The sequence below is a fragment of the Flavobacterium sp. FlaQc-48 genome, assembly GCF_044007335.1.
Lineage (GTDB): Bacteria > Bacteroidota > Bacteroidia > Flavobacteriales > Flavobacteriaceae > Flavobacterium.
The window spans coordinates 91,717-113,106 of record NZ_JBIPCR010000021.1; the positions used below are offsets into that span (position 1 = coordinate 91,717).

Consider the following 21,390-nt stretch of genomic DNA (forward strand, 5'->3'; position numbering starts at 1 on the left):
AAATTTGAGATTATTACCAGGTAGTTAAGGCAGATCGGACCCATGTGTTAGAAGCAGTGCAGACATAAATATAATTAGCTGTATATCTTATTTCACCAATAGTTCCCGTTGCTGTAGCTGATGTTGGTGCGGTGTCTAAGGCCGTTTTATTTAATTGGCCGGTAAATTTCCAGTTAATTCCATCATTTTGAGCTTTTATATTTCCAACACCATTGCTGATTACAATGTTATTTTCTAATGCTGCATCTAATCCACTTACTTTTCCTAAAATAATATTGCCATTTCCAGTTGTAATTCCAGTAGTATTCCCATTATTGGGCGCCATAATCATGTTATTATTTCCCGTTGTAATCCCGCCACCGGCCTGAATAAAACCAGTTCCTGCGATTATTACATTTCCGTTACCGGTAGTAATCCCGCTTCCGGCTTGAAATCCTATAGAAACGTTATGTGTTCCGGTAGTCTGCTGACTCATTGCGAAATTACCAATCGCTATTCCGTGTCCGGTTGTATTTACTTGCATGGCGTTTGCGCCTATTGCAACACTTCTGTGACCGTATATATTTGACCCGTCAGTACCAACATTGTCCCTTAGGGCGTTAACTCCAATGGCTATATTCTGACTTCCAAACTGGTTCTTATTTAATGCTCCGGAACCTATAGCTGTATTGTATAACCCTGTAGTATTGTTAACTAATACACTGGAGCCTACCGCTGTATTGTATAGTCCTGTGGTGTTATTTTTTAGTGCAGCTACTCCTACCGCAGTATTGTAATTTCCGGTCGTATTACTAAATAATGATAAAGCTCCTACGCCAGTATTAGAGTTTCCTGTAATATTACTGACGCCTGAATCAGAACCAACCATTGTATTGTTGTTACCTGTTGTTAAATACTGTAAAGGCCCTTCGACATCTCCATCTCCATTACCAATAGCAACATTATATTTTCCTGTCGTAATAGCAGCTAAACCATTTCTTCCTATTACTAAATTATTCTCGTAATTAGCATTTCCTTTACCAATCCTGATTCCATTGATTGTTTTGTCAGTTCCTCCAAGTTCTTGTAATTCAGTATTGTTTACAATACCAGATACTGTGTCAGATACGGCAGTTGTACCGGGTAATTCTATATCTCCTTCTTCATTAGCATATACTCCATTAACAGAAATAGGTATAGTAGAAGTATGATATTTTTGAGGGAAGTTTAAGGTACCTATTCCACTATCAGAATTATATCGGTAGCCCAATCCATTAACATTTATTTCTAGTGATTTTAAAGTCGCTGAGCCTTCTGGTTCAGTATTGTAAAAATTAATTCTTTCTAAGTCTATTTGCATAGTTCTGGTATTAGATAAATTATCTATTCTCATACCACTCCAAGAATTTAATGAAAGTTGTCTTCCTGCCGGAACATTTGTCATATTTATCGCATCAGGCCCTATTCCTGTTCCGGTAGCACTGCCGTTATTTAAGTTTACAACACTTAATCCCTGATTATATAGTACATTATAGATATCTGGTGAAGAGTTTGATTTCATAAACAAGTATTTGTCAAATGCTTCATATCCAGTTTCTAAAACCTGATTGATATCTGGCGTTTTTACATCATTTAAAGTCGCTAAAGTTTTAGGTTCTCCATCTCCTATTGGAAGCTTAAAAGTCGTATTTGCTATCGTCGCTTCATTTGGTGTTATTGCACTTGTTATGATCTCTGTTCCGTCTTTTCTGCCTAAACTTAAATTTCCAGATAAATTGGTGTCACTATTAATAGAGTAGAGACCTGCTATATCGTTCCCGTCTTCTACATCCTGCACTCTAAAACCAGCCCCATCAAATAACTGTAGATCATAATGTGTAGTGTTACCATTATTTACTACGTCATTTAAGGTTGCTGATTTTCCATCATCGATAGTTATATTGCCATTTCCTACTATTGTTTCTCCATTAATGGTTTTAAAATCAGATTTGTCTGCTTTAGAATTGAGCAATTCCTCAATTCCTTCAACATCCTGTACAGGAACTTTTTCATATTTATGTCTGAAAGAATCCCAGGTGTCCCAAAATTGGGTCTGTGTTGGTTTTAAACTAGTTTTAAACCATTGTTTTATGGTGTCTAATGTTTGTATGGCCATATTTTTCTGTTTTTAATTAATTATTGATTTTCTAATTAGAGTTTTTTTAATGTTTGATTTTGAAAAAAGTAAAAAATTACCCTTATCGGGAATTTTAGGCATTTTCTCCATGCCTTTTGATAATAGATAATCCATAATGGTTATTGTTTTTGATATGATTACAATAGAATGCGGAGTTTTTTTTCTGAAAACAACAGAAGACAGTGATCCATTATATTGCGTAAAAAGACATCGCAATTATTTAATTTTTGAGGGTGTAAAAGTAAGACAGAAGAATAGAAAAAGAAGTAAAAAAAGTGCTCTCTATTCAGTAGTTTCAGTAGAAAGGTAATTTGCTGAAACTACTGAATACAAGTGATTTAAAATTTAGAAATGGCAAACTTTGATATTACTTTTACATCCAGAAAAACACCCTAGCGATGAGTAAAAATGTAATTCATAATTTCAATCTTTCAATACAAAATAGTACTGATGTTAAAAGCTCAGAAGATCTAACTAATGTTATGATAAAAGAGTTGGCTAAAGTTTCAAAAGAAATGAACCAACAAAAAGATATAGTACAAATATGGCAGGAACAACAAAATGGTATAATGTCGAAAAAATCCCACAGTTTAACCGAAGGAGGCACCACCGATGCCAAAGCTGAAACAAAAACAGCAATATCGGCAGGTAATACTCCTTCGTCTTCAGGGGAAATAGGCCCGAATGTTTTAACAGGTTTAACAACGTCAACTTCAGGCGCTCTAATCGGAGGAGGCGTTCCTGATATCAACGGCAAAGCAACAATGAGTTCTGCCACATCAGCCAACATTACTTCTCCGGTTTTTGGAGTGGAAAATAACACTCTAAACTTTAGTACCGGACTTACGACACAGACTTATGCTACTGTAACCTCTCAGGAAAGCTTAAAAGTGCCACAAAATCTTCAAACAAATAGTGGTGAACCAACTGTAGAAGTCATTAAAGCCGAAATCAAAAAGAAATTAGAAGCTGCAATTGCAGCAAAAGATACTATTGCAATCGGGTATTGGACAAATCTTGCTAAGGCTTTTGATGAAGGGACTACAGCCAAAGATTTTGATGGAAAACCAGATCATATTTTATTTACCCAAATGTATGCGATACTGAATCAGTCAAATGCAGTGGCGACAGAAACCCAAAACTTTAATTGGGATATCATTCGTGAAAAAATGATTGCATCAATTGATACTAATATACTGAATGGTACTATTTCGCCAGGAAGTAAAGAACGCTGGAAAGCAATTAAAAAACAATTAGGCGACGATAAAACCAATATTGCCAATCTTTTCGAGCAATACGATGAACTATTTTTGTTGTTGAAGGAAGTCGAAGGATTAGATGTTTTGCCAAACAACATCACGATAACAGCCAAAACCAAAATATACCCTAATTTAAGTGCGGACAAGTTATATGCTGCCATCGGAAAAGAGCATGTTTATATATTTCTTAAAGAAGTAAATGATCTGGACGTCCGCGGAAGCGTCGTAAACAAAGGAGCTGTAAAAATTAAGAATACCAATGCCAATTCATTTATTGTGGGGGAAAGTCTCGAATTTTTCCTTGATGAGACCTTTATAAAACAAAACCTGTATGAAAAAGAAAATATCAATTGGATGGTTTATAAAGGTAAAGAAAAACAAGGAACAATATTTAAGGATAAAGGAACTTCGTTTATTTATAATTTTGATACTGCGGGAACTTACAAAGTAGAAGCCTATGGAAATAGTTTTGGCGCAAATAGTAAAAGTGCAAAAGAATCTGCTTTTATAGAGTTAAAAATAGTGGCTCAGGAAATTATAATTACAGCTCCGGGTAATCTCACAAACGGAATTACAAGAGTTTGTACAAAAGAACAATTATTTAACGTCAGTCTGAAAAATCCTAAAGTAAAAACATTAAACTCATTAAAGCTTTATTATCAGGTCGAAATTACAACTGCCAATAAAGTAACCAAAATTGCAGAAGAACAGGAATTAGACCCAAAAGGTATTATTAAACTGGCTATGCCTGAATTAGGTGAATATAAAATTAAAGTAACTGGTAAAGATCAATATGCATTAACTCAGGAAGCTAAAATTTCAGTAATTCAAAATGAAGTTGTCAGTATTGGCCCAATCAAAGAAGATTCAGGCAAAAGCATATTTATATTGGGTAATCCGGGCAGAACTTTAACTTTAGAAGCTAAAACCTTTAAAATAAACCCTCCTACAGACAAAGAAAAAGAAAGTGTAAAATGGATCATTTACGATTCCAATAATAAACCATATCTGCCACCAGGCGATCTTTTGCTTACCAAAAATAAGGATCCTGAAAAAACGTACCTTATTGAATGGAGCTCTTATGTGATGTCTATTCCTCAAAAAGAGGGAAATTATACAATAGAAGCTTACAGTGAGGTTAAAAAAGGCAGTAAAGCGGAATGTGTTTTTAAAATAGAAGTACAGCGCCCACAGGTTAAGGAGGCTTATTGGGCCTGGAGTGGCGGAAGTAAAAAAGAATCATCCGGTTTTTCAGGTGAAAGCAACTGGATAAAAGCCAATATTCCTTATTACAATAATCAGACTGCCAGAATATATTTCTATTTGGATGGTGCAAAAACAAATAGTTTTTGCGATGTAAAAACTAATAAAAAGGGAGAGATTTTTCAAAAAATAATATTTGATTCTGCCTTTAAGAAAAGGATCGGGTTCCCGAAAACAAAAAACGCCAAAATTGGATTTACGATAGAAGGAATTCAAAATGGGAAGCCATATCAATTTAAAACACCAGCTTATAAAGATTCTGATACAGTGATGTCTGTGACGGCAGATCCAAAAATTCTGGATGCTTACTTCATGTTTGAGGGCAATAGAGTAACGCAACAAGATGAAATTCCTTTTAGCAATAAAGCTACAACTATAACGATAGTAGCCAAAACGCAAAATATGATAGGAAAAGAGATTGTGTTAATAGCCCATAAACAGGGAGAAAAACCATCTTTCAGACACGAGTCAAAAGTAAATTCAGAAGGTGTGGCAACGATAAGTTTTATTTTAAAAAACCTAAATGAAGAGTTGAAAAAGGGAACAAAAATAAAATATTATGTGGGTGTTGAAGGCTATTCGACAAAACATTTGACAAATAAAGCACTAACTATGGTTATGGATAGTGGGAAAACAACCGAAAATACAGGTGGAACTAATTTCGAACTAACCTGGGGAGCCAGGGTAAATAAAGAGTTCAGAGATAAAGTAATAGAAATTTGTTCAGACCTTTGGCCTCAAAACACATTAGAAATGGCCAATGGACTTATGGCAGTGATGTACAGGGAAACGAATAAAACATTTGCAGCAAATCAAATGGCAGGATACAAATCACTTATTCCAAGAAACCAAATGACTAAAGAATCTTTTGAAAATATTAATAAAAAAACTGGAAAAATGAGTTCCAGAGCAGTCGGATTAATACAATTTACACAGGCAGCATTAGTAAGCATGAAAGAATTCGAAAATGGAAAAGGCTTTGATAAACTACATGAGTTAAAGCTGGAATATGCAAAAATGACTGAAGTAAAACAGCTTGAAAAGGTTAGAAAATATTTTAAAAGTGTTGTTCGCTTACCTAAAGTACCAGAGGATATTTATGTAGCGGTATTTTCACCGGGTTTTGTGGGCAGCGAAAATACAGATACTTTGTATAAAAAGGGAACTGATAGCTATGCAGCAAATCCTGGTTTGGATAAAAATAATGATGGTATTCAGAAAAGTGAACTCTTGGTAAAATATCGAGAGAGTTTAAAAGAGGGCAATGAAAAGGTCAATATTGCAAGTGTCACTATTGCAAGTACTACTATTCCAAGTGTAAATGTTAAGAAAAAGGAAGAGATAATTGCGAATAGTGAATTGGAGAAAGTGAAATTACATTTTGAAGGGAAAACAGCAGTGGAGAATTCATTGTCTGCCAAAACAAAAAATATTTTAAAAGAAGTTGGTATAAAATCTAAGAATTACAATATTCACATTACTAGTACCGCTAGAGGTACATATGATCAGGCAAGAATCATGTATCAAAATTGTGCAAAACCTGGAGGAATTGAAAGACAGAAGGGGATTTACGCAATTCCGGGACAGAAAGTGGTAGATGTTTATGCTAAAAGGGTAAAATCCGGAGACAGCAAAGAAGCGATTATTACGGCCATGGAAAATAAAATTAAAGATTTAGGTCCATCTACTGTATCGAAGCATATTGCTGATTTTAAAGTAATGAATACACTGGACATTGATTATGGTAAACTATCTAATAAAAATGATTTCCTTGATGAAATAAACAAAAGAAAAGAATTAGACAAAGTACTTATAGAGAATAATTGTTATCATATTCAAATAAAACAATAAGTTCAGGTAATAAAGGAAAATATACTCTTCGCTTTTAGATGTTTTTTATCAAAAAACGGAGTATATTTTTCTCTTAAATGATCCTGCAATTTAAAATTTCTTTAATGTTCTGACAGATGATTGCTACAAGGCTGATTAGATGGTACAGCTGCTTTTTTGTTTTTAAAGGATCTTTAAGAAATTAGTGAGATCGCTTCAATTGACTGGCATAAAATAGAGACTGCTTTTTCTATTTCTTCTTTTTCTAAATGTCCAAATCCTAATCTTGTCGCCGTGAGATCTTTTGTTTGGTATAAAATAGTTTTAGGGAGGAATAATCCGTTTGCATTACATTCTTTTTGTAATGTGATCAGATTGAATTTATCAAGCCATTCAATCCAGACAGCCAGTCCTCTTGCAGGGATTTTAAATTTAATTTTGCCGCTTAATTTTTCGTTTAGCAGCGAAACAAAATAATCCCTGCGTTCGCGATAGATTTTTTTGTTTTTCTTTATGAGACGATGCACCTCGCCTTCTGTAATGCATTCCGTTAAGACCTGTTCTTTAATAACGTCGATTCCGGGTTCTAAAATATTTTGATATTTCTCTAACTCTTCAATAAATTCCGGTGGCGCCGTAATAAAGCCATAGCTAAATCCCGACGGAAGCAATCGTCCAAAAGAGCCTATGTAGATTACTTTTTGATTGGAATCGAAAGCAGCCAAAGGCAAAATAGGGTTATTATCGTAATGAAAATCAAAATCGTAATCATCTTCTAAAATGATAAACCCGTATTGATTTGCCAGTTCCAGCAATTCTATTCTTCTTTTGGCGCTTAAGGAAATTGTGGTAGGATAATGATAGTTCGAGGTAAGATACAGCATCCTGATTTTCGATTGTTCACAAATTTCTTTGAGGCGATTCGTGTCAATTCCGTCCTGATCAACGGGTATTGTTATAATCTTTGCTCCGGTATTTGTTAACGTCATGTTAGAAATATAATAACCCGGAGAAGCGACCACAACTTTATCGCCAGCAGAAATGAGTGCCTTTGTAACCAGGTACAAACTTATTTCATGACTGTTGGTCGTCAGTAAGCTGGATGTAGAAATACGCAAACCGCGGGTAAGGTTTAAATAGTTTGAAAAATGCGTTTTAAAATTTAAATGAGATTGTATCTGGATTTGTTCGTATGCTTTTGAGGTTTTCTGCCTTTTTAATTTTGAAACATAAAGACGGGCTAAAACTTCATTTTGTACCAGTCTTACATCAGGCATGCCATCATTAAATTGACAGCTGAGATCGCTTGTTTCTTTTGGGTTTTCAAGAATTGCTGAACGCCTAAAAGTAAAGCCTGTATTCCCTTTAGATACGTTTTGATTTTTAAAGGCAATAAATTCTGATTGATTTTTTTGTTTGTGTTGCGATAGAATAAAAGTTCCTTTGTTAGGAAGTGTTTCAATCCATCCCTGCGATTCTAAGTCCTGAAAAGCTTTGATAAGCGTATTTCTGTTAACCACAAGCAGTTTGCACAATATACGTGTACCCGGAAGTTTTGTACCTTCAGGCAGAAAGCCTGTTTGTATCGCTTTAATAAATTCAAAAACGATCTGCAGGTATAGGGCTGTGTTTTCTTCGGGCTTAAGATGAATAAAACTTTTAAAAGGAATTTGAACCGGACCACTCATAATTACAAAACTGGTATACTTTATTAGTACGGAAAGGTACTACTTTTGCAAAAAAATTAAACCGAAATGAAAAAAAACTACTTTATTATCTTAACATTAATTTTTGCCAATATGTATTCTCAGACAAAAAAGGATACTATTATAGAAATTGATGAGGTAATAATTCATGAAAACCGCTTAAGCACGCCAATTTCGAAACAAAACAGAAATGTATATGTTATTAATAGCGAAACTATTAAAAAATTACCAGGCCGGACGATTCAGGAAGTACTACAATATGCCAACGGAGTTGATATCAGACAAAGAGGACCATTTGGAGGCCAGGCCGATATAAGTATTGATGGCGGAAGTTTTGAGCAAACCGTTGTTTTACTAAACGGAGCGAAAATAATCGATTCACAAACTGCTCATAATATGCTCAATTTGCCTCTTCCGGTGGAAGTTATTGAAAGAATCGAAATTTTGCGTGGACCGGCTGCCAGAATATTTGGAATTAACAGTTTAACAGGGGCCATCAACATTATTACTAAAAAACCAACGAAATCTGGATTTTTAGTGAGTTCTTATGCAGGGTCTAATTTTGAAAAAGACACTCAGTATACAGGTGATACATTTTATGGAGGAGGTATTCAGGCAGGAGCTGTTTTGGGTAAAGAAAAACAGCAGCATTCTATTTTTGCATCACATGATAAAAGTAATGGATATCGCTATAATACAGGATTTGAAAACAATAAAATATTGTACCAGGGAAATGTTCAGATAAATGACTTTAATGAAATTTTGGGATCATTTGGTTATGTAAATAACGGTTTTGGAGCAAACGGATTTTATGCTGCGCCCGGCGATAGAAATTCAACAGAAGTAGTGCAAACTACATTTGCGACCATTCAGTCTAAACATGCTATTACGGATAAATGGAAAATAATGCCAAGAGTGAGTTACAGATATAATTATGATGACTACCGATATTTGGGTAACAATAACCTAAACACGGGAAGAAGCCAGCATTACACCAATTCTATTGCAGCAGAACTGAATTCTTCTATTAAAACAGAAAAAGGAGAGATAGGTTTTGGAGCTGAATTCAGAAATGAAAATATTAATTCCTCAAATATTGGCGAGCATGATCGTGAAAATGTTGGTATTTATGCCGAATACAGAACATACCTGTTTGAAAAACTAAATGTGAATTTAGGAACTTATTTAAACTATAATTCAGACTATAAATGGCAGATTTATCCGGGTATCGATGCAAGTTACGAATTAACAAACGAACTGAAAGTAATAGGAAATATAGGTACTAGTCAAAGGATTCCTTCTTTTACAGATTTGTACCTGAATCAGCGTCCGGGAAATATCGGAAATCCTGATCTTGAATCTGAAAATGCTTTACAAAGTGAGTTAGGGTTTAAATTCAACCGAAAAGCGTTGAACCTAAATGTAAATTATTTTTACAGAGAAATAAGCCATTACATTGACTGGACAAGAATGGTTACGACCATGCCCTGGCAAAGTCAAAATTATGGAGACTTAATTACAAATGGGATCAATATGCGGGGGAACTACAAAATTGATTTATCTAAAGCATCTAAATTAAATTTTAACCTTGGTTATTCTTATTTAGATTCTAAATTTAAAGATACACGTCCGGAACCTTTTTCAAAATATCTAATTTCATCTTTAAAACACCAGATCACCAATACCATCGATTTTCAACATGAAAATTTTACGGTTTTAGTGGCTACCCGTTTTAACGAAAGAGTCACCGGAGCGTCTTATTGGATTAATGATTTTAGAGTCAGTCAGTCGATTAAAAAGTTTACTGTTTTTATAGATGCACAAAATATATTCAATACCACTTATTACGAAGTTGGCGCGTTCCCTTTGCCAGGAAGATGGTTTAGTGCGGGATTGAAATTTGTTAGTTTTTAAAAGAAAAGAAATCATAAACTTTAGTAAGCCTGTAAACTTAATGTTTACAGGCTTTTTTTAATTGATCATAATCTCAGAAGTAGTAAAAATCAACCGCTGTTTTTTCTTTTTCTGTACTATAATTCTTGCGTATTATCTATAAATTTGATATTCATTTTTAGATTTTAAACTATGTTAGTACGATTATTATCCCTGCTCTTTTTTATTCAGTCTATTAGTATTCATTCACAGTCTTCAACAAAAGAGCTGATTGATAGTTTAAACAGTATTAACAATCATCAGGAAAAATCAGAACTCTCCCGTAAAATAGCATTGAGATTGCAAAAATCAGATTGGGACAGAGCGATAAAATATATAGAATTAGCTGAATCTGAAGCAAAAAAAATAGAGGAATCAGAACTTACTTTGGCTAATGTTTACAGTACTGCAGGCAAAATGTATGCTTCAAAAGATGTTTTAGATATTGCGTTACAATATTATCTGAAAGCGTATGATATTTATAAAAATAGCGGCAATCTTGAGGAAGTAGCCAAATTAGAAAACAATCTTGCGATTATTTATGCAGTAGGAAACAATAAAGAAAAAGCACTAAAATATTTTTTAAATGTATATCGCTATCAAAAATCTAAGAATGATTCTGTTAAGCGTATAAAAATTTTAAATAATATTGGCACGTTATATCTAAATAAAAATTTAGATTCTTCCTTGCACTACTATCATCAGGCTTATTCTATAAATAAACTCATAAAAGACAATTCTTTAGAGGTTAATGTCTGTACTAATTTAGCAAGGGCTTATGCTTTAAAAAAAGACAAAAAAAAGGCTGATTATTATTTTGACAAAGCTTTTTCTTTATTAAATAATGACGTTGATAATATAGGACAGGCTTTTGTCTATGAATCTTTTTCAGAGTACAAGCTAAAAGACAAAAAATATGATGAGGTAATTGTAAACGCAAAAAAGGCATTAGAATTACGCAAAGAAAATGTATACAGTTATTCCGGTTTAAACCTGAACAAAATACTTTATCAGGTATATATAAATAAAGAAGATTATAAGAATGCAGTTTATTATTTTAAGCGCTATAATGCAATAAACGATAGTATACATGTCGAAGAAAAAGCAGTGAACATAGAAAGAATAAAGCTGGAACAGGATTACAAAGTGCGTACTCAAATAAAAACGCTTATAGAACAAAAAAAGCTGTTTAAGTATTCTGTAGTAGGTCTGGTGTTAGTTATCGGGATATTAATTTTAATTATTTTATTGATAAAATACAGAAACAAGAATATTAAAAATCAGCTTGAACAAGAAAAATTAAAATCGAATATGCAGGCTTTAAACGAAAGTCTTGAAGCTAAAAAAAAGGTTCTGATAGGAAAAGCAATGGCAGAAATACATCGTACTGATAGTATTAATGAAATCCTGACTGATCTTAAACAAATTAAGCTCAAAACCATTAATAAAGAAATGCAGCAAGCTATTGATATCGTTTTAAAGCGCCTGGAAAAGAATCTGAATACAGATATCTGGAAAGAATTTGAAATCAGTTTTGAGCAGGTGCATAAATCTTTCTTTGATAAATTAACAATAGATTATCCATCTCTTACCCCAAAGGATCGCAGACTATGTGCTCTTTTGTATCTGGACTTAAGTACAAAAGAAATTTCTCAAATTACAGGTCAATCTTTTAAATCTATCGAAAATGCCCGGACAAGACTTCGGAAAAAGTTTGATTTAACCAATGAAAAAGTTAATCTCTCTACTTACCTGAATACATTTTAACTGGATTAAATACAGACTGGAATAATCCGGAATTAAAATTAACTTACTGATTTAGTTTGTATTATGTTGTTTTGAGTGTTTTTCAGGTAACCCTTTTTCACCTGAGAGTGTTTTTGCAATAGTCCTTTTTTTTCAAAAAACAGACGTCCATTCTACATTTACCCAATCGATGTAAATAAGCTGGAATGAATGCAAAGAAAAAAAAGGAACCGGCTAAAAGTTTAGAACAGCTTTTAGAAGAAACAAAAACAAAAAAAGAAACCCTCTTAAAAATTCTGCAAAAAATAACAAAAGAAAATCCTAAAGGTCAACCTCCAAATTGATATTTAGAAACTGCTTTTATGGCTTTGCTATGAGCCATGAAAGCGTAATGATTATGAACCAAACTAAACTGTATTATTAATTTTAAATTTAAAAGAATGAACCAAATTTACTTCAAAAGCAAGTATTTGCTGGTTTTGTTAAGTCTCTTTGCCTGTTCCGCAGGAATCGCTCAGTCGCCTTCTCAAAAACCGCAAAATGGCAATGTAAAAACGGCCATAGGACCGCCGGCAGCAAGCCAAAAAAAGGATCAGGTCTCTAATAAAAACATTGATCCAAATTCTAATCAGGATAAGGATGCCAATAATCTCTTTAGTCAGAACGAAGAAAAGATAAAAGGCAAAGAACTTTCTCAGGAAGAAAGCGAGGCAGTAAAAAAACAACTTCAGGAAAGCCAAAAAATAGTAGGACAAAATCCAACAAATACCTCCGGGAAAACAAATCCGCAGGATTCCGTGAGTACAAAGGTCAGATCTTTTGCAAAGTCTTCAAATTTAACGGCGAAAAATATATTTGAAGTTAAAAAGGGAGATTTTGATTTGTCTGCGTCCGATAAAATGCAGTTAAAATCAATTTCTGATAATCATGGCAGAACATTGGCTACTTATCAGCAAATGCATAACTCGGTTCCCGTTGAAGGCGCCATTTATAAGGTGAGAGAAAATAAAACTAAGATTGATGCATTTGGATCTACCGCTAAGAAATTGTCAGTAAGCAGTACTTATAAAATAAATGCTGCAACAGCTTTAGAGAGTGTGCTTAAAAGGGTAAATGCGAAGCAATATATCTGGGAAAATAAAAAATTAGGCTCTTTATTAGACAAAAATATCAGTACAAAACCGCAAGGTGAATTGGTTTATGTGGGGCCTAATTTTTCTTCTGAATTAAAAGAGTATTATCTGGCCTGGAAATTTGATATTTATGCGACCAATCCGCAGTCAAGCCAAACCATTTATACAGATGCAAATACAGGAAAAATAATTCTTACTATTGACCTTAATCGGGATGCTGTCTTTACCGGGCAAAGTTTAGGTAAAGGCAAATCAAGATATTCCGGAGAAGTAGAATTTAATACCAGGCAATATGCCGACGGATACAGATTGGAGGGGCTGCAGGGTAAATACAATGTACCGATGTATACCTGGAATATGAATCATGCCGATAATGCTTCAGATGAAGTGATCACAGAATTTATTGATCAGGATAATATCTGGAATGAGCTCCATAATAAAGATCATGATGAGGTGGCTATGGATATTCATTGGGGTATGCAAAAAACCATAGAATATTATGGTGAAAGGTTTAATCGAAATAGTATCGATGATAAAGGAATGGCCATTATTGGTCTGGCACATTTAGGAACTAACGTCGAAAATGCTTCATGGACTGGCGGATGGGCACAATTTGGAGATGGTTTTGATAGTCCTTATGTTGGTTTGGGAATTACAGCGCATGAACTAACTCATGGCGTAACACGTTTCACGGCCGGTTTAATCTACCAGGGTGAATCAGGTGCGATGAATGAATCTTTCAGTGATATCTTTGGCGTAGCCGTTGAATTTTATGTTGGAAAAGATAAAAAAGAAGATATTTGGATGCTGGGTAATGAATTGTACACCCATGGCAGCATGAGAAATATGTCTAATCCGAAAGCTCAGGGACAACCCGACACCTACGGAGGAGTAAACTGGGTAAGTCCATTGGCCATTACTTACGATAATGGAGGTGTACATATTAATAGCGGCATTACAAATTATTGGTTTTATCTTTTAAGCGAAGGGGGTCAGGGTGTAAATGACCTTAAGAACAGTTACGATGTTAAAGCTATTGGTCTTGCTAAGGCAGAGAAAATTGCTTATATCACGCTTACAGAATATTTATCTCCTTCTTCAAACTTTAGCGATATGCGCCAGGCAAGTTTAATGGTTGTCGAAGATCTGTACGGATTAGCTTCTGAAGAATACAAACAAGTTTCCAATGCCTGGTATGCTATTGGTATTGGAGCTGCTTATGCAGATCAACAAATAGCCATTGTTTCCGTTGAAAAACCATCTGTAACATGTGGTCCTTTAAAAGGAGATGAACCTTTTTATGTGAAAATTAAAAACACAGGATCTTCTGTTATTAAAGCAAATGAAACCTTAAATTATAAATTAAGGTTAATGATACCTGGATTTGGTGGTAAGTTTACTACTATTTACGATAACACGGGTAGTATTAGTTTTGCTAAAGATCTGGCGTTAGGCGAAGAAACTACTATCAGGATTCAGGAGAAACTTCCTTATGAAATAAGTGCAACCCTTGTAAACTATTTAGAAGTTAAATTTGATTTCAAACCTGTTGAAGCGTTTGGTCCAAAAGACGGAGTTTCCTTCGTTTCGGATTTAGTGGTTCCTCCGGGGCAAAAAGATTTTGACTTAAAACTGGTAGGATTAAATCTTCCGGCATATTCAGGCGCAGCCTTGTTGGGTAGTCATCCATTAGCGGTTACGATCTACAATTTAGGCTGTCAGGATATCCCGGCGGGATCTCAGTTAAAAATAGGATATACAAATACGCTTCCGGGAAATCAAACCGTATGGAAAGAAACTACACTAGATACTGCCTTTAAAGGGAACTCAGAAATAACAATTCCTTTTGATGATACGATCGATTTATCTATGGCTGGTCTGCATACATACGAAGCTTTTGTAACCTACAGCCAGGATCCGGTAGCAGCTAATAACAGTACTATAAATGCTGTTTATAACGGTGTTGTAAATCAGTTTCCATACAGTCAGAATTTTGAAAGAACACCTGGAGGCTGGTTTTCAGAATCATTGGTTAGCAATCAAAAATTTACATGGCAGCCTGCTGCTTATTCATTTAGAGACACGAATTCGAAATATTTGTGGGGCTCTGTAAAACTTGGCACTTCTGAAGTATTGCCGCTTAATGCTGATTTTACATTACAATCGCCAATATTTGATTTTACCAATATCACCTCTCCGTATGTTGAGTTTGATATGATGTATTTATTTTACAAAGGATATCACGGTTTGATTGTTGAATACTCTGAAGACAGTAAAAACTGGAAAAAAGTTAGTGGTATCAATTATCCTGATACTGTGCATTACAATGATTTAGTTTCGGGGCCATGGTTTAGCGGAATTAACACTGATTTGAAAAAACAGCCATACGGAATGCATCTCAATGAACTGGCAGGTAAAAAAGGCGCTATTCGTTTTCGTATAATTACAGATAATAATAGCAGTAGGTATTTAGGAGCCTTTATAGACAATATCAGTGTAAGTAATGCGCCTTATGATCTGGAAGTTGCAGATGTAAAATTAGATGCCGGAACTTGTACTATTAACAATAATAATGTAACGATAAAGGCGCAGATCATTAACAATTTCTCAACAACTAATGAACAGGTCAATATTTCAGTCAAAATTCTTGACAGTCAACAAAAAGAAGTTTTCTCAAAAACTGAGAAAGCGGGATTAGTATTTACTAAATACAGAGATACCATAGCGTATTCTATTCCAAATATTAATTTAGCAAGCATTGGTGCAAATACAATTGTAGTTTCTGTTTTTCCTGAGGATGTAACTCAGGACGTTAAACCACAAAATAATTCCTTCACATTAGGTTACGACAGCTGGAATAATGAAGATATGAAAGTAGCTGTACTTCCGTATACCATGGATTTTGAAGATGCGACCAAATATAAAGGATGGAGAACATCTGAAAACAAAGATGCTGCAGGCTGGCAACATGGCGTAGACACTAATCTGCGTTCTCCAGGATGGCTTGTAACAGAGCACTCACATTTTATGGCGAGTAACGATGATAAATGTAAATGTGACTCATCAAACGATATGTTAATCTCTCCTGTATTTGATTTGAGCAATTATAAAGAAGCACATTTATCATTTGATGGTTTTGGAGACGGGAAAAAACTTTCAGACGGATATGTAAAAGTAAGTACAGATGGAGGTATAACCTGGGAGACGGTATTTAAAATACCTTATATCAGTAACTGGTTCGAATATCATGTGAATTTGAGCCCTTATGCAGGTAAACCTTGTGTTCTTGTAGCATTTCAGCAGGATGATAACGGCTTATTTGCCAGTGGTTTCGCAGTTGATAATATTAAAATCAAAGATAAAGCAGATTATGTGCAGCTGTCGCATCTAAGTGTAGCAGAAAATGTTTATGAAGATGCACCTTCACATCAATTTTTTATAAGCGCAAAGAATCTATATTATAATACAGTTACTAAAGCAGCGATCGAATATCAAATCAGCCAAAATGGCAAAGCGGTGACCGAACCCATTGTGTTGGAAAGAAATAATCAGATTCTCCAGTATCAAACTATTGTTTATACAATAGATGGTATTCCGCAATTGCCGGCAGGAAATTATGATATTACTGTAAAAATAATGACAAACGGACAGCCAAAATCTGAGGCAGAAAGCCTTACAGGAACGTTTCAGGTTATGGCGAAGGCACCACAATTAGATCTGGAGACTTTTTCTGCTATTCCTGAAGGTGTGCTATTTGGATCAAAAGGGTTTGTTTCGAGCCAAAGTGACAGAACAATTCCATGGACTGCAGTAGTTAAACCTGATAATAAATATTTAGGTATTCCTGTTAAAGATCATACAGGAGATGCTGCCGCTACCATGCTTTACCATCCGCTCGAAAAAGGTGCTAACTATGGAGAATTAGTCACTTCAATGTACAGATTACCTGAAAACGCAACTGCCATGGAATTTTATTATGCAATCGACAGCAACAGCGAAAACACTTTTATTCTAGATGTTAAAACCATAGGAAGTGAATGGAATGAAGTATACAGAACTACTAAACAAGGAATTTATGCAGACAAAGAATGGCAAAAAGGGGGCATTAATTTAGATAAATATAAAGGAAAATCTATCCTGCTTCGATTTAGGCATTCCCTGACAGCAGGTTATTCTTATATGGTGTTTGATGATTTAAAAGTAATTACAGATCCTATTCTGGATGTAGCAATACAGCTGCTTTCGCCAAAAGATGTCTGTGGAGGATCTGAAGTTAAAGTTAAATTGACTAATGAAGGAGAAATTGCAATTTCCGCAAACGCAATTCAATTGAATTTAGAATATATCAACACCAATGAAACTATTTCAGAATCTATTGACTCAGGAATTCCTGTTGGTGAAAGCATAGAATATATTCTGAAAAAACAACCTAAGCTTGATCAAAGTGGTGATTCTCATGTTTTTAATATTGTTGCAAAATTAGAGAATGATGCTATTCAGCAAAACAATGAAATAAAAAATTATATCTATCAGGGTGTACCGTCAGATTTTAAAATATTTGACCATCCGGCAGTTCATGGATACGCCGGTAAAACGCTCTATATTAATGCCCAAACTAATCTTAGTGCTAAAAAATTAAAGGCAGCTTCATACAAATGGAGTACAGGAGATACTACTAATGGTATTTCAATTAATAAAGAAGGAGATTATAGTGTAACAATAGTGATGAAAAATGGGTGCATACTGACAGAAACTATAACTGCAACATTTGACACTTTTGAATCTGAATTATCAAGCGGAGCTATTTGTGGTCCAGAGGTCACTTTATTTCCGGGAAATTACAAATCTTACGAGTGGTTCGACGGCTCAACAGCACCAGTTTATGTTACAACAGAGGACGGAGATTATTATGTAACCGTGTATAATGAGAATGGCATTGGTAAAATTTTAAATACTACCATCTCAATTCTTGAAAACAATATTGTACCACAAATTGAGCTTGTAGGCGATAAAAAATTAACGGCCTTAACTGAGGGAGTATCGTACCAATGGTTCTTAAATGACAAACCAATACCCAATGCTGTTGAAAAATCTGTAATTACAATTTGGGAAGGGAATTATAGCCTTCAGGTTACCAATAATAACGGATGTAATAGTATTTCGGCGCCATTTGATTCGAAAGGTATGCTGGTCGGAAAAATAACAAATCCTTTTAGAGCGTTCCCAAATCCGGCCGTTGATACAGTAAATATATTCCTGGCAGACAAAGTTGAAGGAGAAACGCAAATCAAAATTTATGGAATGGATGGTAAAGCAGTCCTGAGTAAAACGTATGCAAGTATGCCGTCAAATATAAATGTAAGCGGGTTAAGCCCCGGAGTATATATTTTGGAATGCAATGTGCAAGGCAAAAAATATACGACCAAAATGATTAAGAAGTAAAAAACAGAATCGGGTAGCTTTCCTTTTGAAAGTTACCCTTCTTAAAACACAAACGATATGAAAAAATACATGCTAATATTGTGCACACTATTTTTAGGTGTGACAGTTGTTGCTCAAAATCAACAGGTGAAAGTAGGAGTGAAGGCAGGTTTGAATTTGGCTAACCTTACTTTTGATCAAAGCGGATTGGGTTCGTCAGGTAAAACGGGATTCACGACAGGAGTGATGATCGAAATTCCTATGGCGAAAAATTTTTCGCTTCAACCCGAATTACTCTACAGTCAGCAAGGATCAAAAACTTCTTTTTATGATCAAGATGTAACAAATTCGAACTATAAAAGTACCATCGAATTGAACTATTTAAACATTCCGCTAATGCTAAAGTATTATATAGTTAAGGGATTCAGTGTGCAAGCCGGACCACAAATAGGAATACTTCTTAAGGCAAATAATAAATATGAGGACAACTTTTTAGGTTACGAAAATCATGAAACGTTTAATTTGAAGGATTATTCCACCGGTATTGATACTTCGGTGAATTTTGGATTAGGGTATCAGTTTAAAGATAAATTTTATACAGATGTAAGATATAATGTCTCTTATTCTAATGTTTTCAAAGATGGAGATGCCAATCATTTCATTGACGGAGACATGAAGAATAGAGTTTTTCAAGTTACGATTGGCTATTTTTTTTAATAGAGTTAGTATTATTTAAGCCTCTCTAAAAAGCCACTTTCATACAGAGTGGTTTTTTTATGTTTATTTTTTGCTGAAAATTTAATTTAGTAGTTGTATTTCTTAACTCAACTATATTAAAAGTTAGTTTCCTTTCAATAAATTGATACTTACCGTAGCAATATCAGCATCTGGAAATCGTCTGAAAATTGATGGATCCGGAAATAATCCCGCTTCTGCAGCAATACTATTGAAGACATCTATCTCAACAATATACTGATCAGAAAAACCATGAGTCGCATCATAAGCGGTTGCAGCAGTTTTTCCCAAGTTATGGGCTGTAAGTTTTGGATCTACAGTATGCAATTCAATCAACAGCAAACCAAACTTAGACACAAACGGTGACCATTTTAGTAAATGTTCTAATAGATTATCTTCTACCAGATTGTTGCTGATTCGTTTTCCCCGATAGGCAAATGCACCCGTAGATTTACTAATTCTATCTTTATTGATATGTTTTGGTTCTTCCCAAATTCTATTGTGATCCAAAAAGGTCCTGACGTTAAGTAAATCTTTCAGGTCAATATTATAATTTTCTTTCAGGTCGGCTGAAAGTACATCAGGGCGTCCAATATCTCCCCAGATTACCTTTGCCCAAATATCTGCCTTGATGAGGTTAGCTCTCGTTACTTTTAAAGCAGCTTGATTATAATCAGCCCCAACCAGAAACAAAGGATATTCATCGAGCATTTTTCCTCTTAAAGTTTGTCTGTCGATTACTTCAAAAATATGCTGCAGGAAAGCGCCATTCCCACAACCCATATCTAGTATTCCTTTGGGTTGTTCTTCAATTGGCAGGTTAAAAAGCCTGACGATAATTTCATCTACAATTTTAAAATAAGTATCATGTGCACCACCGCTTCCCCAGACATTCATCTCGCGATCAACATGAATTTCATTTTCACCATCGCTAATCATTCGTAAAATAACAGGATCACCAAAAATTAATTCTTCAATTTTGGCAAAGGTGGGTAAATAAGAAACTGTAACCCCATAAGCGCTGGCTCTTTTTGCATAAAATAAGCCTGTTTCAGTAAATTGATAATTGCCATTTTTCTTCAGAAACCATCCAAGGTACACAAAGAAATCTAATATTTTTGTAAACTGTTCAGGAGATTTATGAAACTCTTCGGGTTTGAAAGAAGTTTCCATAAAATATTTGTGAAACATCCCGTTCATTGCCAAATGCACGATCGTTGGTCCAATCAAATAACCCTCAATATGTTTTAAAATCTGATCTTGAATGCTATTATTCAGATGATCTTCTGACGGCTTGATTCCATAATTTTTTTTATATTTTTCAAAAATAAGATTGAGCTTTTCAAAAGGTGCATCCTCAAAAAGACGTGGATGAAACTGGGTAGAAAAATGAAGTAAATCAACGACATCTTTATAAAGATAAAACATAGAAAACGCTGTTTCTGTTCTCTCATTTACTGAAATCACAATTTTCTGTGTATCGTTATTGACTTCGTAATCCAGAAAACCCTGAGAGGCGAGGATCCTCAAGCCAACATTCAGATAACCTTCATTTGCTTTTAAAACAGTTGTAAGCTCTGCTAACTCAACTTGTTTTTTGCTTAGAATAAATTCTAAAACTCCATTATTCTTCAATGCGATTGCTACAGGAGCAACGGCTAATCCATCGAGATGTCTAAAAATAGAACTGCGGAGTTGAGATTTCTCAGTCATAAGAATTGATGATGGTTTATTCAAAAATAGTGATTTTTTAAACGAAGACGATATCAATTGTATTTTTATGTACTATAAATTTGCCCGCTGTTTTGAGTATCTTGTTTGTGCAAAAAGGGATTAATAAAAAAAGCCTGTAAACAATAAGTTTACAGGCTTTTTTGTGGACTGGGAGGGATCACAGTCGAACACCTTATACCCATTTTGACCTTTTTTGATGGCCTTAAAATTGTGTAAGAATAGCGACTTGCATTTAATACTTAAGTTCTTTGCTTAAGAAGTTCTATCAGGAATTCCTATAAATAGATTAAGAGTTACTTAGATAATACACGATTTATACTTAATGTCTTGCATCCAGAATCACCATCTGCAAAAAAGGAGTATCTGCAGATGGCGATCGGGATCATTGGTTTGAATTCTCTTTAACCTAGCAATTAAAAAAAAATGATTACTCTAAAACAAAATCGAGCCCACTATTCTCCGAACTTAAAATGTAA

9 protein-coding genes are annotated in these 21,390 nt (G+C 34.5%); 6 read left to right on the plus strand and 3 right to left on the minus strand.

The features are described from left to right. Positions 1 to 13: 13 nt before the first annotated feature. Positions 14 to 2,134 carry a hypothetical protein gene (locus ACHRWY_RS24015; protein WP_395357925.1) on the minus strand — a complete coding sequence of 707 codons (2,121 nt, stop codon included), beginning with the start codon at positions 2,132 to 2,134 and terminating at the stop codon, positions 14 to 16. A 419-nt stretch (positions 2,135 to 2,553) separates the two neighbouring features. Between ACHRWY_RS24015 and ACHRWY_RS24020 the strand changes: the two genes are divergently transcribed. After that, positions 2,554 to 6,528 carry a hypothetical protein gene (locus ACHRWY_RS24020; RefSeq protein ID WP_395357926.1) on the plus strand — a complete coding sequence of 1,325 codons (3,975 nt, stop codon included), beginning with the start codon at positions 2,554 to 2,556 and terminating at the stop codon, positions 6,526 to 6,528. Positions 6,529 to 6,701: 173 nt separating this feature from the next. On the opposite strand, the gene ACHRWY_RS24025 is transcribed toward ACHRWY_RS24020, so the two are convergent. Beyond that, entirely contained in the window at positions 6,702 to 8,195 is a 1,494-nt protein-coding gene (locus ACHRWY_RS24025; protein ID WP_395357927.1) for a PLP-dependent aminotransferase family protein, read from the minus strand. Positions 8,196 to 8,261: 66 nt separating this feature from the next. Here ACHRWY_RS24025 and ACHRWY_RS24030 point away from each other — a divergent pair, with 66 nt between their 5' ends. The 5 genes from ACHRWY_RS24030 (at position 8,262) to ACHRWY_RS24050 (ending at position 19,162) form a co-directional block, all read left to right on the plus strand. Further along, positions 8,262 to 10,127, plus strand: coding sequence for a TonB-dependent receptor plug domain-containing protein (locus tag ACHRWY_RS24030; protein ID WP_395357928.1), 1,866 nt, complete (start codon positions 8,262 to 8,264; stop codon positions 10,125 to 10,127). 171 nt (positions 10,128 to 10,298) lie between these two features. After that, positions 10,299 to 11,912 (plus strand): hypothetical protein, encoded by a 1,614-nt coding sequence (locus ACHRWY_RS24035; RefSeq protein ID WP_395357929.1) that lies wholly within the window; start codon positions 10,299 to 10,301, stop codon positions 11,910 to 11,912. Between the two features lie 185 nt (positions 11,913 to 12,097). Next, complete coding sequence (locus tag ACHRWY_RS24040; protein ID WP_395357930.1) at positions 12,098 to 12,235, plus strand: hypothetical protein; 138 nt, start codon at positions 12,098 to 12,100, stop codon at positions 12,233 to 12,235. A gap of 96 nt (positions 12,236 to 12,331) precedes the next feature. Further along, complete coding sequence (locus ACHRWY_RS24045; RefSeq protein ID WP_395357931.1) at positions 12,332 to 18,466, plus strand: M4 family metallopeptidase; 6,135 nt, start codon at positions 12,332 to 12,334, stop codon at positions 18,464 to 18,466. Between the two features lie 57 nt (positions 18,467 to 18,523). Continuing rightward, the gene (locus ACHRWY_RS24050; protein ID WP_395357932.1) at positions 18,524 to 19,162 is read left to right on the plus strand and encodes a porin family protein; all 639 of its coding nucleotides are present in this window, start codon (positions 18,524 to 18,526) and stop codon (positions 19,160 to 19,162) included. 123 nt (positions 19,163 to 19,285) lie between these two features. On the opposite strand, the gene ACHRWY_RS24055 is transcribed toward ACHRWY_RS24050, so the two are convergent. Continuing rightward, positions 19,286 to 20,893, minus strand: coding sequence for a class I SAM-dependent methyltransferase (locus tag ACHRWY_RS24055; RefSeq protein WP_395357933.1), 1,608 nt, complete (start codon positions 20,891 to 20,893; stop codon positions 19,286 to 19,288). Between the last annotated feature and the right edge of the window lie 497 nt (positions 20,894 to 21,390).